This window comes from Sphingomonas sp. TF3 (assembly GCF_003985085.1).
Classification (GTDB): Bacteria; Pseudomonadota; Alphaproteobacteria; order Sphingomonadales; family Sphingomonadaceae; genus Sphingomonas.
Map to the genome: position 1 here is coordinate 77,449 of NZ_RWKS01000008.1, position 19,018 is coordinate 96,466.

Here is a 19,018-nt window from a genome sequence, read left to right on the forward strand (position 1 = left end):
GTCAGATTACCCAGCTTCCGGCCGCAGGATCCGCAGGCTTCAAGGTCAGATCGGGCCGCACCGTCGGACCGAGCGCGCGGACGCGGTCCTTTATGTGTGCTGGGCGCGGGCCTTCCGGCGTGGCGGTGGCGTCGATCACATAGGCACCGTTGACCCGGCGCGCGCCTTCCTCGGCGCGGGCGATGCTTTCGCCCTGGTCGCCGACATCGGCGGCGTCCTCGACATGGCGGGACCAGCTTGAGCCCGTCCACCACAGCACATCACCCGTCGGCAAATCGTTTCCGGTCAGCAGTTTCAAGCAACAGACTCCGCAATTCTGGCCCAGCGACCGAGCTTATCCTCGGCGTCGGACAGATCGACAACTTCGCCGACGACGATGATCGCCGGGGACGCGACCTTTTCGCGCTCGACCATCGACCCGAGGTCGGCGAGCAGAGTGCGGATCGCGCGGTGCCCGTCGAGCGTGCCGCGCTCGAGCACCGCGACCGGCATTTCGGGGGCGACGCCGTCGCGCATCAATTTGTCGGCAATGTCGCTGGCGGTGGCGACGCCCATATAAATGACGAGCGTGCGGCCCTTGCCGGCCAGCCCGGACCAGTCCTGATCGGTCAGTCCCTTGCATTGCCCGGCAACGAAGCTGACCGCGCTGCTATGGTCGCGGTGGGTCAGCGGCAGCATCGCCTCCGCCGCGCAGCCCAACGCTGCCGACACGCCGGGGATTACCTCGACCGGCAGACCGGCGGCGCGCACCGCTTCAACCTCTTCGCCGCCACGCCCGAAGATGAACGGATCGCCGCCCTTCAGCCGCACCACGATCGCGCCGGTCTTCACATGCGCGATGATGAGGGTGTTGATCGCCTCCTGCGGCAAGGTGTGCCGGGCTCGCTGCTTCGCCACGGAGATTCGCTGTGCGGTCGCGGGGGCGATGTCGAGCACGCGCGGATCAATCAAACCGTCATGTACCACGACATCAGCGCTTTCGAGCGCCGCGACCGCGCGCACCGTCAGCAAGCCGGGGTCGCCCGGGCCCGCACCGACGAGAATGACGCGCCCGCGCGCGGTGGGATCGAGAAGCGTTGCCATCGTTATGCGATGGGCTGGACCTGCGCCCGGGGCAATTCACGGTTGCTTGGGGGCTGGGTAGACCAGCTTTTTCCCACTTACTTGATAGGGGATCAGTCCTTGTTCGCCAATTCCCTCGATCGCCGCGCCAATTTGGCGGCTTCGTCGATCAGCAAGGCAGCGACCTCGCTGTCGCGTTCGCGGATTGCAATGGCGAGGCAATTGTCCGATTCGGTTTTCAGCTTGCGGGCGCGGGGCGGTTCGCAATCGGCGGTGTCAGCGTTTTTCACGAACACGCAAAAGCCTGGAATGCGCGTAAGTTCCTGAATTCGCGGCCAGCGGTTGGCCGAAACCCGATAAGTCGACTGCCTACCGCGTTACGCGTCGCGCAAACCGACACCGATCGAAGCGCGCGCCTGGTCGGCCTCGCTTGAAACGACGGGATAGGCGCAATAGTCCGCCGCGTAATAGGCGCTTGGCCGATGATTGCCCGACCAGCCGATGCCGCCGAACGGGGCTCCGGAGGAGGCACCGTTGGTCGGCTTGTTCCAATTGACGATTCCGGCGCGCGCATTGGCCCAGAACTGGTCGTACAAAGCCGGGTTCTGGCTGAGCAACGATGCCGACAGGCCGTAGCGCGTGTTGTTCGCTTCGGTAATGGCATCTTCGAAGCTGGATTTGCGGATGACCTGCAGGATCGGGCCGAACAGCTCGATGTCGGGCCGGTCGTTCATTTCGGTGGTGTCGATCAAGGCGGGGCGCAGGAACGGGCGGTCCGCAATCGGGCGTTCGAGATGGCGGATCGGCCGCCCGCCACGCATCATCAGTTCGAGGAAGCTCTCGCTGAGCAAATCGGCGCTCTCATTGTCGATCACCGGCCCCATGAACGGCGACGGGGTGGCATGAGGTTCGTCGACGATGATGCGGTTGACCAGCTTGGTCACTTCCCCAAGCAGCGGCTCGAACAGCTTTTCGTCGACGATCAGGCGGCGCGCGGCGGTGCAGCGCTGACCGGCACTGGTGAAGGCCGATTGCACGATGACGATCGCGGCGGAATGCAAATCGGGCGAATCCCACACCACGATCGGGTTATTGCCGCCCATTTCGAGGGCAAGAATTTTCTCTGGTCGGCTCGCGAATGCGCGGTTGAGCGCGATGCCGGTGTGCGCCGATCCGGTGAACAGCAGACCATCAATGCCGTCATGCGCGGCGAGCGCCTTGCCCTCGGCGGCACCCCCGATCAACAGGCGGACGCACCCCTCGGGCACGCCGCCGGCATGGAAACATTCGACCAGAAAAGCGCCCGAGGCCGGGGTCTTTTCCGACGGCTTGAACACCACTGCGTTGCCTGCGAGCAAGGCGGGCACGATATGGCCGTTGGGCAAATGCGCCGGGAAGTTATAGGGGCCCAGCACCGCGAGCACGCCGTGCGGTTTGTGCCGCAAGGCCATCCGTCCGCCCATTTGCGAATCGAGCCGTCGCTGCGGTGTGCGTTCGGCATAGGCCGTCACGGAAATGTCGACCTTGGCGATCACGGTTTCGACTTCGGTGCGGGCTTCCCACAGCGGTTTTCCGGTTTCGCGCGCGATCAGATCGGCAAAGGCATCGGCACGCGCACGCACGACATTGGCGACGCGGCGCAGGGCCTCGATGCGATAGGCGAGGGGCTGTGCCGCCCAGCTCGCCCAGCTTGCCCGGGCAGTGGCCACCTCGGCGTCGACATCGCCAATCGAGCCACGCCACAAGGTGGCACCGGTCGCGGGTTCGAAGGAAAGAAGTTCGGAAGACATTTACAACGGTCTCTGCCTCAGAATCGTGCGCAAATCCACTCTGCTCGCGGCGGTTCGCTCACTATGGGTTACGTCATCGCCTCGCCCATCTCGCGGATGCGCGCGATTTTGGCATGAAAGGGCTGCCAATCGTCCTTCTGGTCGATCGCCGCCCAGATCGTCTCGACTTCGTCGATCAACATCGAACAGGGCGTGCCCTGCCAATAATGATGGTCGCGGGGCTTGCGGGCGACGTAAGGCGCAAGCGCAGCGCGCACCTCGGCGAAGGCCTCGCCTTCGGGCGCGACGCCGCCGAACGTGTCGAAGAAAAAACCATCAAGGCCGCTTTCGCTCGTCCGCAGCGCGCGTTCGACCGTCTGCACCAAGCCACGGTCCTGCTGCGGATCGCGTGGCGTGACGCCGAGTCGCCACAAGATCGCGTGGGACACCGCAAGCTGGTAGCGCTCTGCGAAGCTTTCCAGCACTGCGATCAGCGGTTCGGCCGCGCTGATCGTGCGCAGGCTGACCGCGAGCTGCATCACGTCCCAGTGAATCGCCTCGGGCTGGCGGCCGAAGGCATAGAGTCCGGCATGATCGAAATAGGCGGCGGTGAAACCTGGGTCCCAGGTCGGCGCGAATCGCCACGGGCCGTAATCGAAACTCTCGCCCGTCACGTTGATATTGTCCGAATTGAGCACGCCGTGGACGAACCCCGCTGCCATATAGCTGGCGGCGAGCGTCGCGGCGCGACCGACCACCAGATCGAGCAGACGCTCGGCGGCATTCTCGCCGGGCACCTCGTCATACAGGTTGCGCAGGACATATTCGACCAGCCGCGTCATGTTCTCGGCATCGCGCAGATAGGCGATGCGCTGGACGGTGCCGATGCGGATGTGGCCGTGGCTGAGCCGCACCAGCACCGCCGAACGGGTGGGGGAGGGCTCGTCGCCGCGCTCCAGCGCCTCGCCGGTTTCGATCAGCGAGAAGCTGCGCGAGGTTTCGACGCCCAGCGCTTCCAGCATTTCGGTGGCGAGCACTTCGCGCATGCCACCTTTCAGCGTCAGTCGCCCGTCGCCAAAGCGGCTCCAGGGTGTCGTGCCGGACCCCTTGGTGGCAAGGTCCATCAGCCGCCCGCGCGTGTCGCGCAATTGCGCGAACAGAAAGCCGCGCCCGTCGCCAATCTCGGGATTGTACACGCGGAACTGGTGGCCATGGTAGCGCAGTGCCAGCGGCTCCGCGAGACTGCCCGGCAGGCTCTCGAACCGCCCGAAATGCCGCAGCCATTCGTCGTCGCCCATCGTATCAAGTCCGACCTCCCGCGCCGCGCGATCGTTACGAAAGCGCAAGCGGGTTTCGGGAAAGTCGGCGGCGGCGACGGGATCGTAAAAGGCATCCCCCAGTTCGAGGATCGCGCTGTGCGGCGCATATGCTTGCGGGGTGATGCTCATGCGTGGATATGGAGGGTGCCGACCGCAGGACGCAACCCCAGGATCTGACCATGTCGCCTTATGAAAATCGATATTGGTGGTCGAATGACGGGGTGCGGCTGCACTATCGCGAGTATCCGGGCCCCGACGATCGCCCGCCGATCCTGTGCCTGCCCGGCCTGACGCGTAACGCGCGCGATTATGACGACCTCGCGCGGCGGCTGTCGCCACAGTGGCGCGTGATCGCAGTCGATCTGCGCGGGCGCGGCGAGAGCGGCTACGCCAAGGACCCGATGACCTATGTCCCGCTTACCTATGTGCAGGATATTGAGGGGCTGCTCGGCGAACTGGGCGTGGCGCGCTACGTCGCGATCGGCACCTCGCTTGGCGGAATCGTGACGATGTTGCTGGCGGGGACGGCGCGCGAAACGCTGGTGGGGGCCGTGCTCAACGACGTCGGCCCGGAGATCCGGCCCGAAGGGCTTTCGCGTATCCGCAGTTATGTCGGCAAATCCAGTAGCTGGCCCACCTGGATCCATGCCGCGCGCGCGGTGGCGGAGGCGAATGGCGACGTCTATCCCACCTATGGCCTCGAAGACTGGCTGGCGATGGCCAAGCGCTTGTATCGGCTCAACAGTGCGGGGCGGATCGTGCTCGACTACGATATGAAGATCGCGGAGCCGTTCCGCGTGCCGGGCAATGAGGCCGGCCCCGATATGTGGCGCGCGCTCGACCGCTTGAAGGACGTACGCACGCTGATCGTGCGCGGGGGCAAGTCCGATATCCTTGCCGCGAGTGTCGCCGAGCGGATGGTCGCCGGGCTCACCGTTGGCGAATTGGTTACGGTCCCCGGGATCGGTCATGCCCCGACGCTTGGCGAACCGGAGGCGCTCGCCGGGATCGATCGCCTGCTCGCGCGGATTGCGGCGGAACCGGCACCGGGCTGACGCGTCTCCCGGCAGTATAACCGGGAGCTTTGCATGACTGACCTTTCCGATGCGCATACCGCAATGCCCAGTTTGAAGGGCAAGCGCGTGATCATCACCGGCGGCACGACCGGGATCGGTCGTGCTATCGCCGTGCTGCTGGCGAGTGAGGGCGCGCGCGTGTTTATCTGCGGCCGCAGCGCGGCGCACCTGGCCGACGCGCTTACGCGCATTCGCGAGGTTGGCGAGGGCGACGGCATCACGCTCGACCTTGCCGAGCCTGCGAGCCCGAAAGCGTTCGTCGAGGCCGGCCGGGCGTATCTCGGCGGCGTCGACGTGTCGGTCATCAACGCCGCTGTCGCTGCCGAGGGGCTGAGCGACATGTCCGAGGAGGACGTGCGCTATGCCATCGCGACCGATTTTACCGGTTATCTGATGACTGCCCACGCCTCGATCGCGGCGCTTGGCGACGCGGGCGATATCGTGTTGATCGGCTCAATGAGCGCGCATGTGCTGGGCCCGAATTCGACCGTGTATGCCGGAATCAAATACGGCATTCAGGGTTTTGCCGAGGCGTTCCGTAGGGAAATGGGACCCAAGGGCATTCGCGTCGCTTTGGTCGAGCCGGGCCTGACCGGATCGACGATGCAGGAGCCAGAGATGCCGCCGGAAAAACAACGCGAGAAGATCCGCGACGAAACCGCACTGCGCGCCGAGGACATTGCGGTCGGCGTCCAGTATATCCTGACGCAACCGCGTCGCGCGGTCGTGCAACAATTGACCATCACGCCTCGAAACGAGAATTCGGAATGAGCTTTTCCCATGATGCGCTGATCTTCGGTCCCGCCGATGTCGACCTGGCGCGGTCGCCGCTTGCAGGCAAGGTGGATGCCGAAACCTATGTGCTGGGCGCGTTCAACCCCGGCATGACGCGGCTGGCGAATGGCAATCTGCTGCTGATGGTGCGCGTGGCGGAGGCGTTGCGGGCACCGATGACGGACCAGCATATCAACGCCCTGCGTTGGTTCGACGGGGGGTATTGCCTCGATGCCTGGCCGCTGGATTTTGTCGATACCTCCGATCCGCGCAAGTTCATGATGCGGGGCGGCGGATGGAAGGTGATGGCGCTGACCTCGCTGTCGTGGTTGCTGCCGGTCGAACTTACCGCCGACGGCACCCGCGTTGAGGCGGTGCATTACGACAAGGCCGTCACCCCGCGCGCCTCATATCAATGCTACGGCGTCGAGGATGCGCGGATCAGCAAGGTTGGCGATCGTTATCTGATGACGACGTGCTCGGTCAGCCCCGAGCGGCATTCGACCACACTCTACACCTCCGACGATGCGCTCGACTGGAGACTGGAGGGTATCGTGCTGGATCACCAGAACAAGGACATGCTGATCTTTGAGGGGCAGATCGGCGAGAAATACTGGGCGCAGACCCGGCCGCTCGGCGACCTGTATTTCGCTTATCCGCCGGGCAGCGAGTGGCGCGCGGGGCCGTCGATCAACCTCGCCAGTTCGCCCGATGCGCTGCATTGGAAGCCCTATGACAAGCCCGGCATCCGTCCCCACGCAGCGACGATGGCGACGGCGCGGATGGGTGGCGGTGCCCCGCCGATCGCGACGCCCGGAGGCTGGCTGACCTTGTGGCACGGCGTGGAGCCGTCGGGCGTGGTCGGGATTTACCGGACCTATTGGTCGATCCTTGATCGTGACGATCCCAGCATCGTCCTGCGGACCAGCCATGATCCGCTGATCGAGGCCAATCCGGCGCTGACCGATCCGATCAAGGAGCTGATGTACCTCGACAATGTTGTGTTCACGACGGGCATTGTCGACGCCGGCGACCACTATGTGGTGGCCAGCGGCGAGGCCGATCTCGCCTGTCGCATCACGCATATCCCGAAATCGGCCTTCGCCTGAACGAACCCCTCCCGCGTGGTAGCGGGAGGGGGAAGGGCTTATTCCTCGCGCTGGCCCATCAGGCCCAGCAGCAGCTGAAACAGGTTGATGACGTTCAGGTACAGCGACAGCGCGCCCATGATCGCGAGTTTTTCGGCAGCTTGGGTGCCGGCGTACGCGAAATATTCGCTCTTCAGGCGCTGCGTGTCCCAGGCGGTGAGTCCGGTGAACACGACGACACCGGCGACCGAGACGACCGTCTGCAGCACCGACGAGCCGATGAACAGATTGACCAGGCTGGCGCCGATCACGCCGATCAGGCCGACCATCAGGAAGGTCGACATCTTGGTCAAGTCGCGCCCGGTGGTGTAGCCCCACAGGCTCATGCCAGCGAACAGCGCGGCGGCGGTGAAGAACGCCTGCGCGATGCTGGTGCCGGTGAACACCAGGAAGATGCTCGCCATCGACACGCCCATTACGGCGGCGAAGGCGAAGAAGGCGGTGCGGGCACCCGACGTCGTCATCCGGTCGATGCGGAACGAGAAGAACATCACGAAGGCGAGCGGCGCGAACATCGCCACCCATTTGAGCGGGGTGCCGAAGATCAGCGCCACCAGCGCGGGCGTCGAGGCAACGCCCAGCGCGACCAGCCCGGTCAGCGCCAGGCCGATCCCCATGTTGCGATAAATGCCGAGCATGTAGCGGCGAAGCCCCTCGTCGCGCGCGGCGACGGTATTGGGGATGGTGCGATAGACATTGGGTTGCACGGGTGTGGGTCCTTTATGCGGTAGCGGTGGCGCGCCGGGTCAGCGCGCGGTGAAGATGGTCCTTGATCGCGAGGCGGCGCTTCTTCAGCGCGGCGATGTGCAGGGGATCGGGGGCCAGACGCGCGCGCTCGCGCGCCACGGCGGAGTCGATTGCGCGGTGGAGGGCGGTCAGGCGGTCGATCATTTTGGTCATGGCAGCAGCCTCTTCTTCGATGGTGAAATCGATCGGGCTGTTTCGGGGCGGGGACGGTGTCATGGGCCGTCCAGCACCGAGCGAGCTCGATGCGGTCCGACATCACGAGGGCTTGTTCAGCCCTCGCCAGAGGGGCCCGGTCCGCATCCCGAAAATATGGAGCGTTGCGCGCGCTTTCAAGAGGCGGGCGAGATGACTGGGGAGATGACGTGGCATTCATTTGCCGCTAACGCCCGGCCAAATGGCGCGCCCGGTCAACATTCTGCATCTGCACTCCACCTTCTCGCTGGGCGGAAAGGAGGCGCGCGCGGTACGCCTGATGAACGCCTTTGGCGACCGTGCGCGGCACACGATCGTGTCGAGCATGGACGGCCAGTATGGCGCGCGCGATGCGATCGCCAAGGGCATCGATTACGAGATCGCGCAGAACCCGCCGCCGCTGACCGGCGGCCCTTCGGTCAAGCGTTACGAAGCGATCGCGGCCTATATGCGCCGCTTCGATTTGGTGCTGACCTATAATTGGGGCGCGATCGACGGGGCGATGGCGCGGCGCGTGTCGTCCGCCGGGGTGCCGCCGCTGGTGCATCATGAGGACGGTTTCAACGCCGATGAAGCCGATGGGCTGAAGCCGACGCGCAACCTCTATCGCCGCTTCGCGCTGACCAAGGCGGCGGCGTTGGTGGTGCCGTCCGAGACGCTGGAAGACATTGCGCTGAAAACGTGGAAGCAGCCGCGCGCGCGCGTCCACCGGATCGCCAATGGCATCGACACTGCGCTGTATGCGCAAAAACCCAAGCCCGATGCGATCCCCGGCTTCAAGCGCAAGCCGGGCGAGATTGTGATCGGCACCGTGGCCGGGCTGCGCGAGGTCAAGGACTTGCCGATGCTGGTGCGCGCGGTGGGCGGCATGTCGTCGCGCGTGCGGCTGGTGATCGTGGGGGAAGGCCCGGAGCGGCAGAAAATCCTCGATACTGCCGAGCGGATGGGGATGCAGGACCAGTTGGTGCTGCCCGGTTTCCTGCCGCGCCCGCATGAATATATGGGGCATTTCGACATTCTCGCTTTGTCGTCCAAATCCGAACAATTCCCGATCTGCGTGATCGAGGGGATGGCGGCTGGCTTGCCGATTGTCTCGACCCCGGTCGGCGACGTGCTGCGGATGGTGGTGCCCGACAATGCGAGCTTCATCGAGAAGCGCGGGCATGAGGTGTTGATCCGCGATGCGCTGGAGGCGCTGGCCAAATCGGATCCGGAGGGGCGGCGCTGGCTCGGCGAGCTCAACCGACGCAAGGCGGTGGCGGAGTATGACGAGGCCACCATGATCGCCCGCTACGCCGCCTTATATGGCGCGGTGATCGGGCGGCCGGAGGCCTTCGTCTAATTGACGATTTGCCCGTCAGTGCATCCAAAGCGTATATCGAACGTAGTTTAAGTCGGAGGCCGTTACGTTGTTCAAAGGTTTGAAGCCCATCGTCTATGGCGGCCGCGAGGTCTGGCCCCTGGTCGAGGGTGGCAAGGGCGTCGCCGCGACCAACCACGCGAGTGCGGGGGCCTGGGCGGCGGCGGGCGGCATCGGCACGGTCTCGGCCGTCAATGCCGACAGTTACGATCCCGACGGCAAGATCATCCCGCAAGTCTATAAGGCGCTCACCCGCCGCGACCGGCATGAGGAGCTGATCGAATACGCGATCGAGGGCGCGGTGCAGCAAGTGCGTCGTGCGTTCGACATTGCCGGTGGCAAGGGCGCGATCAACATCAACGTGCTGTGGGAAATGGGCGGGGCGCAGCGCATCCTGCACGGCGTGCTGGAACGCACGCGCGGGATGGTCGCCGGGGTCACTTGTGGCGCGGGCATGCCTTACAAATTGAGCGAGATCGCGGCGTCCTACGAAGTCAGCTATCTGCCGATCGTCAGTTCCGGCCGGGCCTTTCGCGCGCTGTGGAAGCGGGCCTATTCGAAGGCGGCGGAATGGCTGTCGGCGGTGGTGTATGAGGATCCGTGGCTGGCGGGTGGCCATAACGGCCTGTCCAATGCCGAGGACCCGCTCGTCCCGCAGGACCCCTATCCGCGCGTGAAGGCGCTGCGCGAGACGATGCGCGAAGGCGGCATTGCCGACAGCGTGCCGATCGTGATGGCGGGTGGCGTTTGGTACTTACGCGACTGGTCCGACTGGATCGACAATCCCGAACTGGGCACGATCGCCTTCCAGTTCGGCACGCGGCCGTTGCTGACACAGGAAAGCCCGATCCCCGATGCGTGGAAGGCACGCCTCACCAATATCGAGGAAGGCGAAGTGCTGCTGCACCGCTTCTCGCCGACCGGTTTCTATTCGAGCGCGGTGCTCAACCCGTTTCTGCGGCATTTGCAGGCGCGTTCGGAACGGCAGATCGCCTTTTCGACGCAAAGTGCCGGCGACCATGTCTTCCAGCTCGACGTGGGCGTGAAGGGCAAGAACTTCTGGGTGACGCGCAATGACCTGCTGCGTGCGCGGCAGTGGTTCGGCGAGGGCTTTACCGATGCGCTGAAGACGCCTGACAACACGCTCGTCTTCGTCACGCCGATCGAGAAGGGCGTGATCCGCAAGGATCAGGCCGATTGCATGGGCTGCCTCAGCCAGTGCGCTTTCTCGTCCTGGTCGGACACCGAAACCAATTCCACCGGACGCCTGGCCGATCCGCGCAGCTTCTGCATCCAGAAGACACTGCAGGACATCGCGCATGGCGGCGACGTCGAACAGAATCTCATGTTTGCGGGCCACGGTGCGTATCAGTTCAAGCGCGATCCGTTTTATTCCAACGGTTTTGTGCCGACGGTGAAACAATTGGTCGACCGTATCCTGACGGGAGACTGACGTCTTAGCGCTGTCGCAATGTTTGTTGGGTTGGTGAAATCTTCATCCCGTCGCTTTAGGTGCCGACGGGATGACCTCTCCCGTTTTCCTGACCGTCGACACGGAATTGATGTGGCGCCACCACAGCGATGGTCTGGCCGGGGCCGAGATTTTCGCGCGGTCGCTGGAACCGGCGGGCGTTGGGGTGTCGTATCAGCTTGAGGTGCTTGCGCGGTACGGATTGAAGGCGTGTTTCTTCGTCGATCCAATGCCGGCACTGACCTTTGGCCTCGCGCCCGTCCGGGCGATCGTGGAAACCATCCTCGCGGCCGGGCAGGAGGTGCAGTTGCATCTGCATCCGAACTGGACCGCCGCGGTGGCGGGCGACAAGGGCGCGCGGGCGGCGCGATTCGAGCTGGTCGAATATAGCCTTGCCGAACAATGCGACCTGATTCGCGGGGCGACCGAGTTGCTCGTCGCGACCGGCGCACCGCCTCCGATCGCGTTTCGCGGCGGGTCGTATAGCGCCAATGCCGATACGCTGACCGCGCTCGCCGAACTTGGTTTCGTCTATGATTCGAGCCACAATGGCAGCGAACACCCCTGGCCGAGCGCGATCGACCTGCCGAGCGCGCAAATCGCGCCGCTCGCGCATCGCGGGATGATCGAGGTGCCGGTGACGCTGATCGAGGAGAAAGCGGGAGCTTTCCGCAACTTCCAGATCTGCGCGCTGTCGGCGGGCGAGATGCGCGCCGCGCTCGACCATGCGCGCGACCAGCACCATGCGGCGGTGACGATCGTTAGCCACGGCTTCGAGCTCGCCAACCGCGCGGGCACGCGGCCCAATGCGGTGCATGTCCGCCGCTTCGAAGCATTGTGCGCGTTGCTCGCCGAACGCGCCACCGAAATGCCGACGGTGCATTTCGCCGACTGCCCGGCGTTGCGGCTCGGGCAATATGACGTTCCGCTCGGCCCCGATCCGCTGCGCACGCGCTGGCGTCAGGCCGAGCAATTATGGTCCAACATGGTCGCGGAACGGGCCGCATGAACAGGGCGGAGCCGCTACCCTTGCGGTTCCAGATCGGCGCGCGGACCTTGGCCGCCGTGGAGCGGCAGTTGGTACGCGTGCCCTTGTCGCTGGGGCAGGTGCTGGACGGGGAAGCGCCCACATTGCCGCCGCTTTCCGCGCGGGCGCATGGCTATCTCGTCACCTCCTTGCCTGCCGCGCAGCTCGAGGCCGTAGTGGCTGCGGCACCGGGCATGATCGCGCAGGTGCGGCAACGCTATACGCGGCATTATGCCGATCTCGGCATCGGGTTCGACGCCTATCAGGCCGCGCTGTCGGGCAACACGCGCTCCGGCCTGAAGCGCAAGACGCGGCGGGTGATGGAGGTGTCGGGCGGCCTGCTCGACGTGCGGCGGTTCCGCACGCCCGAGGAGATGCAGCGCTTCCACGACATTGCGCGCGGCATTTCGCGGCGCACGTATCAGGAGCGCTTGCTCGGCGGCGGCCTGCCCGAGGATGCGGCGTTTCTGCACAGCCTGCACGCGCTGGCGGCGGCGGATTCGGTGCGCGGCTGGCTGCTCTCTATCGCCGGGGAGCCTGCCGCCTATCTCTATTGCCCGGTCGCGGGAGGGATCGTGCGCTATGACCATGTCGGGCACGATCCGGCGTTCAACGATCTGTCGCCGGGCGCGGTGCTGATGCTGGAGGCGATGCGCGATCTTTATACCGAGCCGGGCCTCACGCAGTTCGATTTCACCGAGGGCGAGGGGCAGCACAAGCGCAGCTTCGCCACGCACGGGGTCGCCTGTCTCGACTTGCTGCTGCTGCGCCCCTCACTTGCCAATCGCGCGACGATGGTAGCGCTCGATCTGTTCGACCGCAGCGCGGCGTGGGGCAAGCGCGCGGTCGCGCGGCTGGGGCTGGAGGCGCTGGCGAAGCGGGTGCGGCGGTAGGGGGTGGTGTGCAGCGATTGAGGGACGGGATGAGCCGACAGAATATGGCATGTAGGGGTGATGCCGGACTGCGGAATTTCTGGTTCCGTCCAATAGCGGACGTGCGACGTATGTGCTCCAAGGCTCTCATGCGCAGATCAACATATGTAACAGTCACGTCCGCGACGTTAGTGATAATGTCGCTGATTGGTGGCTGTAACCGGCCCATTTCAGATGCAGAGAAGCTCAGAGCGATCCGAGCTGAGGCTTATGGGTTGATGAAAACGGACCCGCCCGAAAAGCCGAGAAGCTGGAAAAAAGTCCCGAAAGAACAATGGCCGCTGGCTATTGCAGGTCTTCACCCGGCCGATGTCACGGTTCACACGTGGGGCGTCGATATTATGACCAACGCATATTTTGATGGCGGCTACGGCTATCAGGTGCCGCTCAGCAAGGCCGACCTCCCAATGCCTCCAGCCTGCTATTCGGAGCCTGCGCGAGGTGTGTTCTGGCATAATCCGTGCTGACGGCAGCTAACCACCAATCTAAGCCAAATCCCCAATCACCAATCCCCCATTGCCACACCAAAGCTGGCGAAAACCCGCCCCCGCGTTACACCGCCGCCATGCATCTCCGCGTCGAAGCCCTGATCCTCACCATCCGCCATCATGGCGAGCATGGCGCGATTGTGCGGGCGCTGACCGCCGAGCATGGCTTGCAGGCGGGCTATGTGCGGGGTGGGCGCTCCAGTCGTAATCGGCCGATTCTGCAACCGGCCAATCGCGTGATCGGCGAATGGCGCGCGCGCACCGATGACCAGCTTGCCAGCCTGAGCGTGGAACTCGTCACCAGCCGCGCGCCGCTTTATGCCGAGCCGCTGCCCGCCGCCGCGCTCGATTGGGTGACGACGCTGACCGCCGCCGCCTTGCCCGAGGCGCAACCCTATCCACGGCTCTATGCAGCGCTCGACGGGACGATCGTGGCGGTCGAATCCGCGCCCGCCGCGCGCGGCTGGGCGCTGGCGCTGGCGCGGTATGAACTGCTGCTGCTGGCGGAGCTTGGCTATGGGCTGGAGCGCGATATGCTGCCGACCGCGCTGACCACGGGTGTTGCGCCCGATTGGGACGATATTCTTGCCGCACTGGCGCTCACTGGCGACGCGCTGGAGCGGCAAATCCTGGTCGATCGGCGCGCCGCGACGCTCGATGCGCGGGCGCGGCTGGTCGATCGGTTGAAAAGGGCGGTTGCGTGAGGCGCTTCGCCTCGGCATTGCCCTGCGCAGCATAAGGGAGCACGCCTGTGGCACTGATCGCACTTCTCGCCGGAGACGGCATCGGCCCCGAAGTCACGCATGAGGCGCGCCGCGTGCTCGAAGCGCTCGACCTCGGCCATGAATTCGAGAGCGCGCCGATCGGTGGTGCGGCCTATCGCCAGACCAGCCACCCGCTACCGCCCGAAACGCTCGCGCTGGCCAAACGCGCCGACGCGATCCTGTTCGGCGCGGTCGGCGATCCCGAGATGGACGGGCTGGAGCGCGCGCTTCGGCCCGAACAGGCGATCCTGGGCCTGCGCAAGGCGCTCGGCCTGTTCGCCAATTTGCGCCCGGCCAAGATGTTTCCGGGGCTGGAGGACGCCTCTGCACTCCGCCCGGAAGTGGCGCGTGCGATCGATCTGGTGATTGTGCGCGAGCTGACCGGCGACGTCTATTTCGGCGATAAGGGCCGCAGCATCACGCATACCGGCCTGCGCGAAGGCCATGACCTGATGCGCTATGACGAGGTCGAGGTCGCCCGCATCGTCCGCGTCGGTTTCGAGATGGCGCAGCGCCGCAAGCGCATCCTCACTTCGGTCGACAAGGCCAATGTGCTGGAAACTTCGCAACTGTGGCGCGAAGTCGTCAATGAGATCGCGCTCGATTATCCCGATGTGAAGCTGACGCACATGTATGTCGACAATGCCGCGATGCAGCTGGTGCGCAATCCCGGCGCGTTCGACGTGATCGTGACGGGCAATCTGTTCGGCGACATCCTGTCCGACCAGGCGAGCATGTGCGTCGGCTCGATCGGGATGCTGCCCTCGGCCTCGCTCAATGAGTGGCAGGGGACGTGCGGGCTGTATGAGCCGATCCACGGCTCGGCGCCCGACATTGCGGGGCAGGGCAAGGCCAATCCGTGCGCGGCGATCCTGTCGGCGGCGATGCTGCTGCGGCACTCGCTGGCGGATGAAGCCTCGGCGCAGCGGATCGAGGCGGCGGTGATCGCGGCGATCGCGGACGGTGCGCGCACGCCCGATCTGGGCGGAACGCATTCGACAGCGGCGATGGGCGACGCAGTACTGGCTGCGCTCAAATGAGCGAAGCGCTGGAACTCGCAGTGGTCATCCCGACCTTCAATGAACTGCGCAACGTTCCAGTGTTGATCGCCAAGCTCGACGCGGCGCTGGCCGGTCGACGCTGGGAAGCGATCTTCGTCGATGACGACAGCCCCGACGGCACCGCGCAGGCAGCGCGCGATCTTGCCCTGCGCGATGCGCGGGTGCGCGTGATCCAGCGGATCGGGCGGCGTGGGCTGTCTTCTGCGTGCATCGAGGGGATCTGCGCGACTGCGGCGCCGGCGGTCGCGGTGATCGATGGCGATTTGCAGCATGACGAGACGCTGCTGCCGCAGATGCTCGACGCCTTGCAGGCGAATGGCGCGCTCGATCTGGTGATTGGATCGCGCTTCGTCGCGGGCGGGGGTACGGGCGATTGGGATCAGGATCGCGTGGCCAAATCGGCGCTGGCGACGCGGCTGTCCCGCTATGTGCTGAAGGCCGATCTCAGCGACCCGATGAGCGGCTTCTTCATGATCCGCACCGATGTGGCGCGCGCGCTGGTGCCGGGGCTGTCGGCGATCGGCTTCAAGATCCTGCTCGACATCATGACCGCGAGCCCGCGTCCGCTGAAATTCCTCGAATTGCCTTATACTTTCCGCCTGCGCAGCGAGGGGGAGAGCAAGCTCGACCATGTCGTGGCGATGGAGTTTCTGATCGCTTTGTACGATCGGCTGTTCGGGCGGATCGTGCCGGTGCGGTTCGTGATGTTTTCAGGGATTGGAGCGCTGGGCGCGCTGGTCCACCTGACGGTGTTATGGGCGCTGTTCCGCGCGGAGGGGCTGAACTTCCTGGCCGCGACGATCGTCGCGACGGGCGTTGCGATGACCTTCAACTTCTTCCTCAACAACGCGCTGACCTATCGCGAGCGGCGGCTGAAGGGAGCGCGGCAATTGTTCGATGGCTGGGTGTCGTTCTGCCTGGTCTGCGCGGTTGGCGCGGCGGCCAATGTCGGGGTCGCGGCGTTCCTGTTCAGCGTGCAGCATGGAGCGTGGGCGGCCCCTGCGCTGGCGGGAATCGTGGTGGCGGCGGTGTGGAATTATGCGCTGTCGTCGCGCTTCGTGTGGGGGCGGTATTAAAGTCGTTTTCGCCCAAGCACGATCATCCATGGTCCGTTCGGGCTGAGCTCGTCGAAGCCCCGCCGCACAAGCAACGGTGCCCCTGCGGAGGCGGCCCTTCGACAGGCTCAGGGCGAACGGGGAAAGGGACAGCCTCTAAACCCAGCTCGGAAACCACGTCCAGAAATGGAAGGCGTTGGGCCCCCATAACGGCATTGCCGATAACACCGGATAGAAGAGCGCGAACAGCGCGACGACCAGCAGCAGGAAGCGCGCATCCCAGCGCTTGCCGCGCGCGAAATGATCGAGTGACACCGCCAGCGCGACGCACAGGAAGATGCTCGGCAGATAGTAATAATAGAAGAAGCCAAGCGATTTCGGGATGATCGCCCAGATCACATAGCTGCCCAGCCATAGCCCCGTCGCCGCCAGTAGCGCGGGCGCGCGTGTCCGCCACCAGCCGTACAGGCACGCCGCGACCGCAACCAGCCCGCCCCACAGCACCGCCGGATTGCCGACCAGCAGCACCCCGCGTTGCGCACCGTCGACGCGTTCGTACAGATACCAGATCGGTCGGACCATCACTGGCCACGTCCACCACGCCGATTGATAGGGGTGGTGCGGTAGGACTTGCGTTTGCTGGCCGTACATTTGCATTTGAAAGGGCAGCAGCTTGGCGACCGTCATCGGCTGCACCGTGTAGAAAAAGGCAGGGGCGAAGGTCGCGAAATAGGTCGCGATGCTGACCGTTCCCAGCACCAGAATCGCCGGGATCGCCGCCATCCCCGGCCAGTGTCGATGGACGCCGCCGATCGGGCGGGCGTTGAGCGCGGCATAAACCGATCGCCCCCCACGCCGCGCATCGCTCAGCCGCACCATAACAAAGGCAATCGCGGCATAAGCAACGAACGGTGCGGCGATCCATTTCGCGGCAACGGCGAGACCGAGCAGCACGCTCCCCAAGATCCAGCGCGACCATGCCGTCCCGCTCGACTCGGCGCGCATCGCCCACAGCAAGGCGGCGATGCCGAGCACGGTGAACGCGGCCATATAGCCATCGAGCATCGCGATCCGCGCCTGGATGAACACCGTGCCGTTGAACAGGACGAACAACGCGCCGAACAGTGCCGGGCGCACCCGCCCAAGCATCAGCCACAGAATCGCGAACACGCCGAGCACCGTCGCTGTGCCCGCCAGCGTCGAGAAGAAGCGCCATCCCAGACTATTGTCGCCGAACAGCAAAATACCGCTCGCGATGATCTCCTTGGCGAGCAGGGGGTGTTCGATATTCACTGGCCCGCTCAGCGCGATCAATTGCCGTGCGGCGGGCACGTAATGCACCTCGTCGAACATCACTTTGGTCGGCACGGTCAGGCGAAAGCAGAACAGCGCTTGCGACAGAACCGCCAGCAACGCGGCGGCACGATAGGGACTGGGTTGGGTGGCGTTCACGCGCGCCTCTATCCGTCTTCGCTACGGTGCTTTCAAGGGAGTGCGGATTGCTCCCACGCGAATCGCCCCATTGACGCGCGCCCCCCGCGCCCGGCAAAGCGTGCCGCATGAAACGTCGCACCGGCCAGGACCAAAGCATCACGCGCCAGTGGCGCCCCGCAACGCAAGCCGTGCGTGGCGGCACCGCGCGCAGCGAATGGGGGGAAACCTCCGAGGCGCTGTTCCTCACCTCGGGCTATGCCTATGATTGCGCGGCCGACGCGGCGGCGCGTTTCGCGGGCGACCAGATCGGCATGACCTATTCGCGGTTGCAGAACCCGACGGTCGAGATGCTCGAAGCGCGCATCGCCTTACTCGAAGGGGCCGAGGCATGCCGCACGATGGCCACCGGCATGGCGGCGATGACGGCGGTGTTGCTATGCCAGCTCCAGACCGGCGACCATGTCGTGGCCGGGCGTGCGGCGTTCGGGTCGTGCCGCTGGCTGGTCGACACCCTGCTGCCCAAATTCGGGATCGAGACGACCGTGGTCGACGCGCGCGACCCGCAGGCGTTTGAGGATGCGGCCAAGGCCAACACCAAGGTGTTCTTCTTCGAAACCCCTGCCAACCCGACGATGGACATTGCCGATCTGAGCGCGATTTGCGGCATCGCCCGCGCGCGCGGCATCACCAGTGTGGTCGACAATGCCTTCGCCACGCCCGCGCTGCAGCGGCCGATGGAGTTCGGCGCCGACGTCACCGCTTACAGCGCGACCAAGATGATGGACGGGCAGGGGCGTGTGCTGGCAGGCGCGGTGTGCGGCACCGAGGATTTTATCACCAACACGCTGCTGCCCTTTACCCGCAATACCGGCCCGACGCTCAGCGCGTTCAATGCCTGGGTGGTTTTGAAGGGGCTGGAGACGCTAGACCTGCGCATCCGCCGCCAGTCGGAGAATGCGCTGAAGGTCGGTCGCTTCCTCGAGCCGCGCGTGCCGCGTATCCTGCATCCGGGCTTGCCGAGCCACCCGCAGCACAATCTGGCGATGCGCCAGATGGATGCGTGTGGGCCGATCTTCGCGTTCGAGGTCGAAGGGCGCCAGCAGGCGCATGGCCTGCTTGATGCGCTGCAACTGGTCGACATCTCCAACAATATTGGCGATTCGCGCTCGCTGATGACACACCCGTCCTCCACCACGCATTCCGGCGTCGCCGAAGATAAAAGGCTGGAAATGGGCGTGACCGAGGGGATGCTGCGGCTGAACGTTGGTCTCGAGGACGCCGACGACGTGATCGAGGATCTCGATCGCGCGCTGACGGCAGTCGGCCTATGACGGGGCGG

20 protein-coding genes are annotated in these 19,018 nt (G+C 65.0%); 12 read left to right on the forward strand and 8 right to left on the reverse strand.

Annotated features, from left to right (window positions below):
- Position 1 precedes the first annotated feature (1 nt).
- The 5 genes from EJC47_RS08970 to EJC47_RS08990 all read right to left on the reverse strand — a co-directional run bounded on the left by EJC47_RS08970 (position 2) and on the right by EJC47_RS08990 (position 4,279).
- On the reverse strand, positions 2 to 298 hold the full coding sequence (locus EJC47_RS08970; RefSeq protein WP_126846979.1) for a DUF2849 domain-containing protein: 297 nt from the start codon (positions 296 to 298) through the stop codon (positions 2 to 4).
- Positions 295 to 1,083 (reverse strand): uroporphyrinogen-III C-methyltransferase, encoded by a 789-nt coding sequence (cobA, locus tag EJC47_RS08975; protein WP_126846981.1) that lies wholly within the window; start codon positions 1,081 to 1,083, stop codon positions 295 to 297. Before cobA ends, EJC47_RS08970 begins: the two co-directional genes overlap by 4 nt.
- Positions 1,084 to 1,175: 92 nt before the next feature.
- Positions 1,176 to 1,352, reverse strand: coding sequence for a hypothetical protein (locus tag EJC47_RS08980; RefSeq protein ID WP_231564988.1), 177 nt, complete (start codon positions 1,350 to 1,352; stop codon positions 1,176 to 1,178).
- An 87-nt stretch (positions 1,353 to 1,439) separates the two neighbouring features.
- Positions 1,440 to 2,852, reverse strand: coding sequence for a succinylglutamate-semialdehyde dehydrogenase (gene astD, locus EJC47_RS08985; protein ID WP_126846983.1), 1,413 nt, complete (start codon positions 2,850 to 2,852; stop codon positions 1,440 to 1,442).
- A gap of 68 nt (positions 2,853 to 2,920) precedes the next feature.
- A complete protein-coding gene (locus EJC47_RS08990; RefSeq protein ID WP_126846985.1) occupies positions 2,921 to 4,279 on the reverse strand; it encodes a protein adenylyltransferase SelO family protein in 1,359 nt (452 codons plus the stop codon).
- 50 nt (positions 4,280 to 4,329) lie between these two features.
- On the opposite strand from EJC47_RS08990, the gene EJC47_RS08995 reads away from it, so the two are divergent.
- Genes EJC47_RS08995 through EJC47_RS09005 form a run of 3 tightly spaced genes read left to right on the forward strand, consistent with a single transcriptional unit; the run spans position 4,330 to position 7,109 of the window.
- The gene (locus EJC47_RS08995; protein WP_126846987.1) at positions 4,330 to 5,205 is read left to right on the forward strand and encodes an alpha/beta fold hydrolase; all 876 of its coding nucleotides are present in this window, start codon (positions 4,330 to 4,332) and stop codon (positions 5,203 to 5,205) included.
- A 33-nt stretch (positions 5,206 to 5,238) separates the two neighbouring features.
- Positions 5,239 to 5,997 (forward strand): SDR family oxidoreductase, encoded by a 759-nt coding sequence (locus EJC47_RS09000; RefSeq protein ID WP_126846990.1) that lies wholly within the window; start codon positions 5,239 to 5,241, stop codon positions 5,995 to 5,997.
- Positions 5,994 to 7,109, forward strand: a complete 1,116-nt coding sequence (locus tag EJC47_RS09005; protein WP_126846992.1) for a glycosidase — start codon at positions 5,994 to 5,996, stop codon at positions 7,107 to 7,109. The genes EJC47_RS09000 and EJC47_RS09005 overlap by 4 nt, the downstream gene beginning before the upstream one ends.
- Positions 7,110 to 7,147: 38 nt before the next feature.
- On the opposite strand, the gene EJC47_RS09010 is transcribed toward EJC47_RS09005, so the two are convergent.
- Together EJC47_RS09010 and EJC47_RS09015 are read right to left on the reverse strand one after the other, a co-directional pair.
- A complete protein-coding gene (locus tag EJC47_RS09010) occupies positions 7,148 to 7,786 on the reverse strand; it encodes a Bax inhibitor-1/YccA family protein (protein WP_126847167.1) in 639 nt (212 codons plus the stop codon).
- A gap of 82 nt (positions 7,787 to 7,868) precedes the next feature.
- Entirely contained in the window at positions 7,869 to 8,048 is a 180-nt protein-coding gene (locus EJC47_RS09015; RefSeq protein ID WP_126846994.1) for a YdcH family protein, read from the reverse strand.
- Between the two features lie 241 nt (positions 8,049 to 8,289).
- Between EJC47_RS09015 and EJC47_RS09020 the strand changes: the two genes are divergently transcribed.
- The 8 genes from EJC47_RS09020 to EJC47_RS09055 all read left to right on the forward strand — a co-directional run bounded on the left by EJC47_RS09020 (position 8,290) and on the right by EJC47_RS09055 (position 16,266).
- Complete coding sequence (locus tag EJC47_RS09020; protein ID WP_126846996.1) at positions 8,290 to 9,429, forward strand: glycosyltransferase; 1,140 nt, start codon at positions 8,290 to 8,292, stop codon at positions 9,427 to 9,429.
- Between the two features lie 67 nt (positions 9,430 to 9,496).
- Positions 9,497 to 10,900, forward strand: a complete 1,404-nt coding sequence (locus EJC47_RS09025) for an NAD(P)H-dependent flavin oxidoreductase (protein ID WP_126846998.1) — start codon at positions 9,497 to 9,499, stop codon at positions 10,898 to 10,900.
- A 70-nt stretch (positions 10,901 to 10,970) separates the two neighbouring features.
- Entirely contained in the window at positions 10,971 to 11,927 is a 957-nt protein-coding gene (locus tag EJC47_RS09030; protein WP_126847000.1) for a polysaccharide deacetylase family protein, read from the forward strand.
- A complete protein-coding gene (locus tag EJC47_RS09035; RefSeq protein WP_185867616.1) occupies positions 11,924 to 12,838 on the forward strand; it encodes a GNAT family N-acetyltransferase in 915 nt (304 codons plus the stop codon). Before EJC47_RS09030 ends, EJC47_RS09035 begins: the two co-directional genes overlap by 4 nt.
- Before the next feature lie 176 nt (positions 12,839 to 13,014).
- The gene (locus EJC47_RS09040) at positions 13,015 to 13,344 is read left to right on the forward strand and encodes a hypothetical protein (RefSeq protein WP_126847004.1); all 330 of its coding nucleotides are present in this window, start codon (positions 13,015 to 13,017) and stop codon (positions 13,342 to 13,344) included.
- Between the two features lie 98 nt (positions 13,345 to 13,442).
- Positions 13,443 to 14,069 carry a DNA repair protein RecO gene (gene recO / locus EJC47_RS09045; RefSeq protein ID WP_033964315.1) on the forward strand — a complete coding sequence of 209 codons (627 nt, stop codon included), beginning with the start codon at positions 13,443 to 13,445 and terminating at the stop codon, positions 14,067 to 14,069.
- A gap of 47 nt (positions 14,070 to 14,116) precedes the next feature.
- The gene (leuB, locus tag EJC47_RS09050) at positions 14,117 to 15,169 is read left to right on the forward strand and encodes a 3-isopropylmalate dehydrogenase (protein ID WP_033964316.1); all 1,053 of its coding nucleotides are present in this window, start codon (positions 14,117 to 14,119) and stop codon (positions 15,167 to 15,169) included.
- The gene (locus EJC47_RS09055) at positions 15,166 to 16,266 is read left to right on the forward strand and encodes a glycosyltransferase (RefSeq protein ID WP_126847006.1); all 1,101 of its coding nucleotides are present in this window, start codon (positions 15,166 to 15,168) and stop codon (positions 16,264 to 16,266) included. The genes leuB and EJC47_RS09055 overlap by 4 nt, the downstream gene beginning before the upstream one ends.
- A 135-nt stretch (positions 16,267 to 16,401) precedes the next feature.
- On the opposite strand, the gene EJC47_RS09060 is transcribed toward EJC47_RS09055, so the two are convergent.
- Entirely contained in the window at positions 16,402 to 17,697 is a 1,296-nt protein-coding gene (locus tag EJC47_RS09060) for a phospholipid carrier-dependent glycosyltransferase (protein ID WP_260591526.1), read from the reverse strand.
- Positions 17,698 to 17,804: 107 nt separating this feature from the next.
- Between EJC47_RS09060 and EJC47_RS09065 the strand changes: the two genes are divergently transcribed.
- Positions 17,805 to 19,010: a trans-sulfuration enzyme family protein gene (locus tag EJC47_RS09065; protein ID WP_126847010.1), complete on the forward strand. Its 1,206-nt coding sequence runs from the start codon at positions 17,805 to 17,807 to the stop codon at positions 19,008 to 19,010.
- Positions 19,011 to 19,018 lie beyond the last annotated feature (8 nt).

What these genes read in the sequence shown, in the direction of transcription:
- cobA (WP_126846981.1), bottom strand. Translation starts at nt 1,083, where the DNA reads ATGGCAACGCTTCTCGATCCCACCGCGCGCGGGCGCGTCATTCTCGTC.
- astD (WP_126846983.1), bottom strand. Translation starts at nt 2,852, where the DNA reads ATGTCTTCCGAACTTCTTTCCTTCGAACCCGCGACCGGTGCCACCTTG.
- EJC47_RS08990 (WP_126846985.1), bottom strand. Translation starts at nt 4,279, where the DNA reads ATGAGCATCACCCCGCAAGCATATGCGCCGCACAGCGCGATCCTCGAA.
- EJC47_RS08995 (WP_126846987.1), top strand. Translation starts at nt 4,330, where the DNA reads ATGTCGCCTTATGAAAATCGATATTGGTGGTCGAATGACGGGGTGCGG.
- EJC47_RS09000 (WP_126846990.1), top strand. Translation starts at nt 5,239, where the DNA reads ATGACTGACCTTTCCGATGCGCATACCGCAATGCCCAGTTTGAAGGGC.
- EJC47_RS09005 (WP_126846992.1), top strand. Translation starts at nt 5,994, where the DNA reads ATGAGCTTTTCCCATGATGCGCTGATCTTCGGTCCCGCCGATGTCGAC.
- EJC47_RS09010 (WP_126847167.1), bottom strand. Translation starts at nt 7,786, where the DNA reads ATGCTCGGCATTTATCGCAACATGGGGATCGGCCTGGCGCTGACCGGG.
- EJC47_RS09015 (WP_126846994.1), bottom strand. Translation starts at nt 8,048, where the DNA reads ATGACCAAAATGATCGACCGCCTGACCGCCCTCCACCGCGCAATCGAC.
- EJC47_RS09020 (WP_126846996.1), top strand. Translation starts at nt 8,290, where the DNA reads ATGGCGCGCCCGGTCAACATTCTGCATCTGCACTCCACCTTCTCGCTG.
- EJC47_RS09030 (WP_126847000.1), top strand. Translation starts at nt 10,971, where the DNA reads ATGACCTCTCCCGTTTTCCTGACCGTCGACACGGAATTGATGTGGCGC.
- EJC47_RS09035 (WP_185867616.1), top strand. Translation starts at nt 11,924, where the DNA reads ATGAACAGGGCGGAGCCGCTACCCTTGCGGTTCCAGATCGGCGCGCGG.
- EJC47_RS09040 (WP_126847004.1), top strand. Translation starts at nt 13,015, where the DNA reads ATGTCGCTGATTGGTGGCTGTAACCGGCCCATTTCAGATGCAGAGAAG.
- recO (WP_033964315.1), top strand. Translation starts at nt 13,443, where the DNA reads ATGCATCTCCGCGTCGAAGCCCTGATCCTCACCATCCGCCATCATGGC.
- EJC47_RS09055 (WP_126847006.1), top strand. Translation starts at nt 15,166, where the DNA reads ATGAGCGAAGCGCTGGAACTCGCAGTGGTCATCCCGACCTTCAATGAA.
- EJC47_RS09065 (WP_126847010.1), top strand. Translation starts at nt 17,805, where the DNA reads ATGAAACGTCGCACCGGCCAGGACCAAAGCATCACGCGCCAGTGGCGC.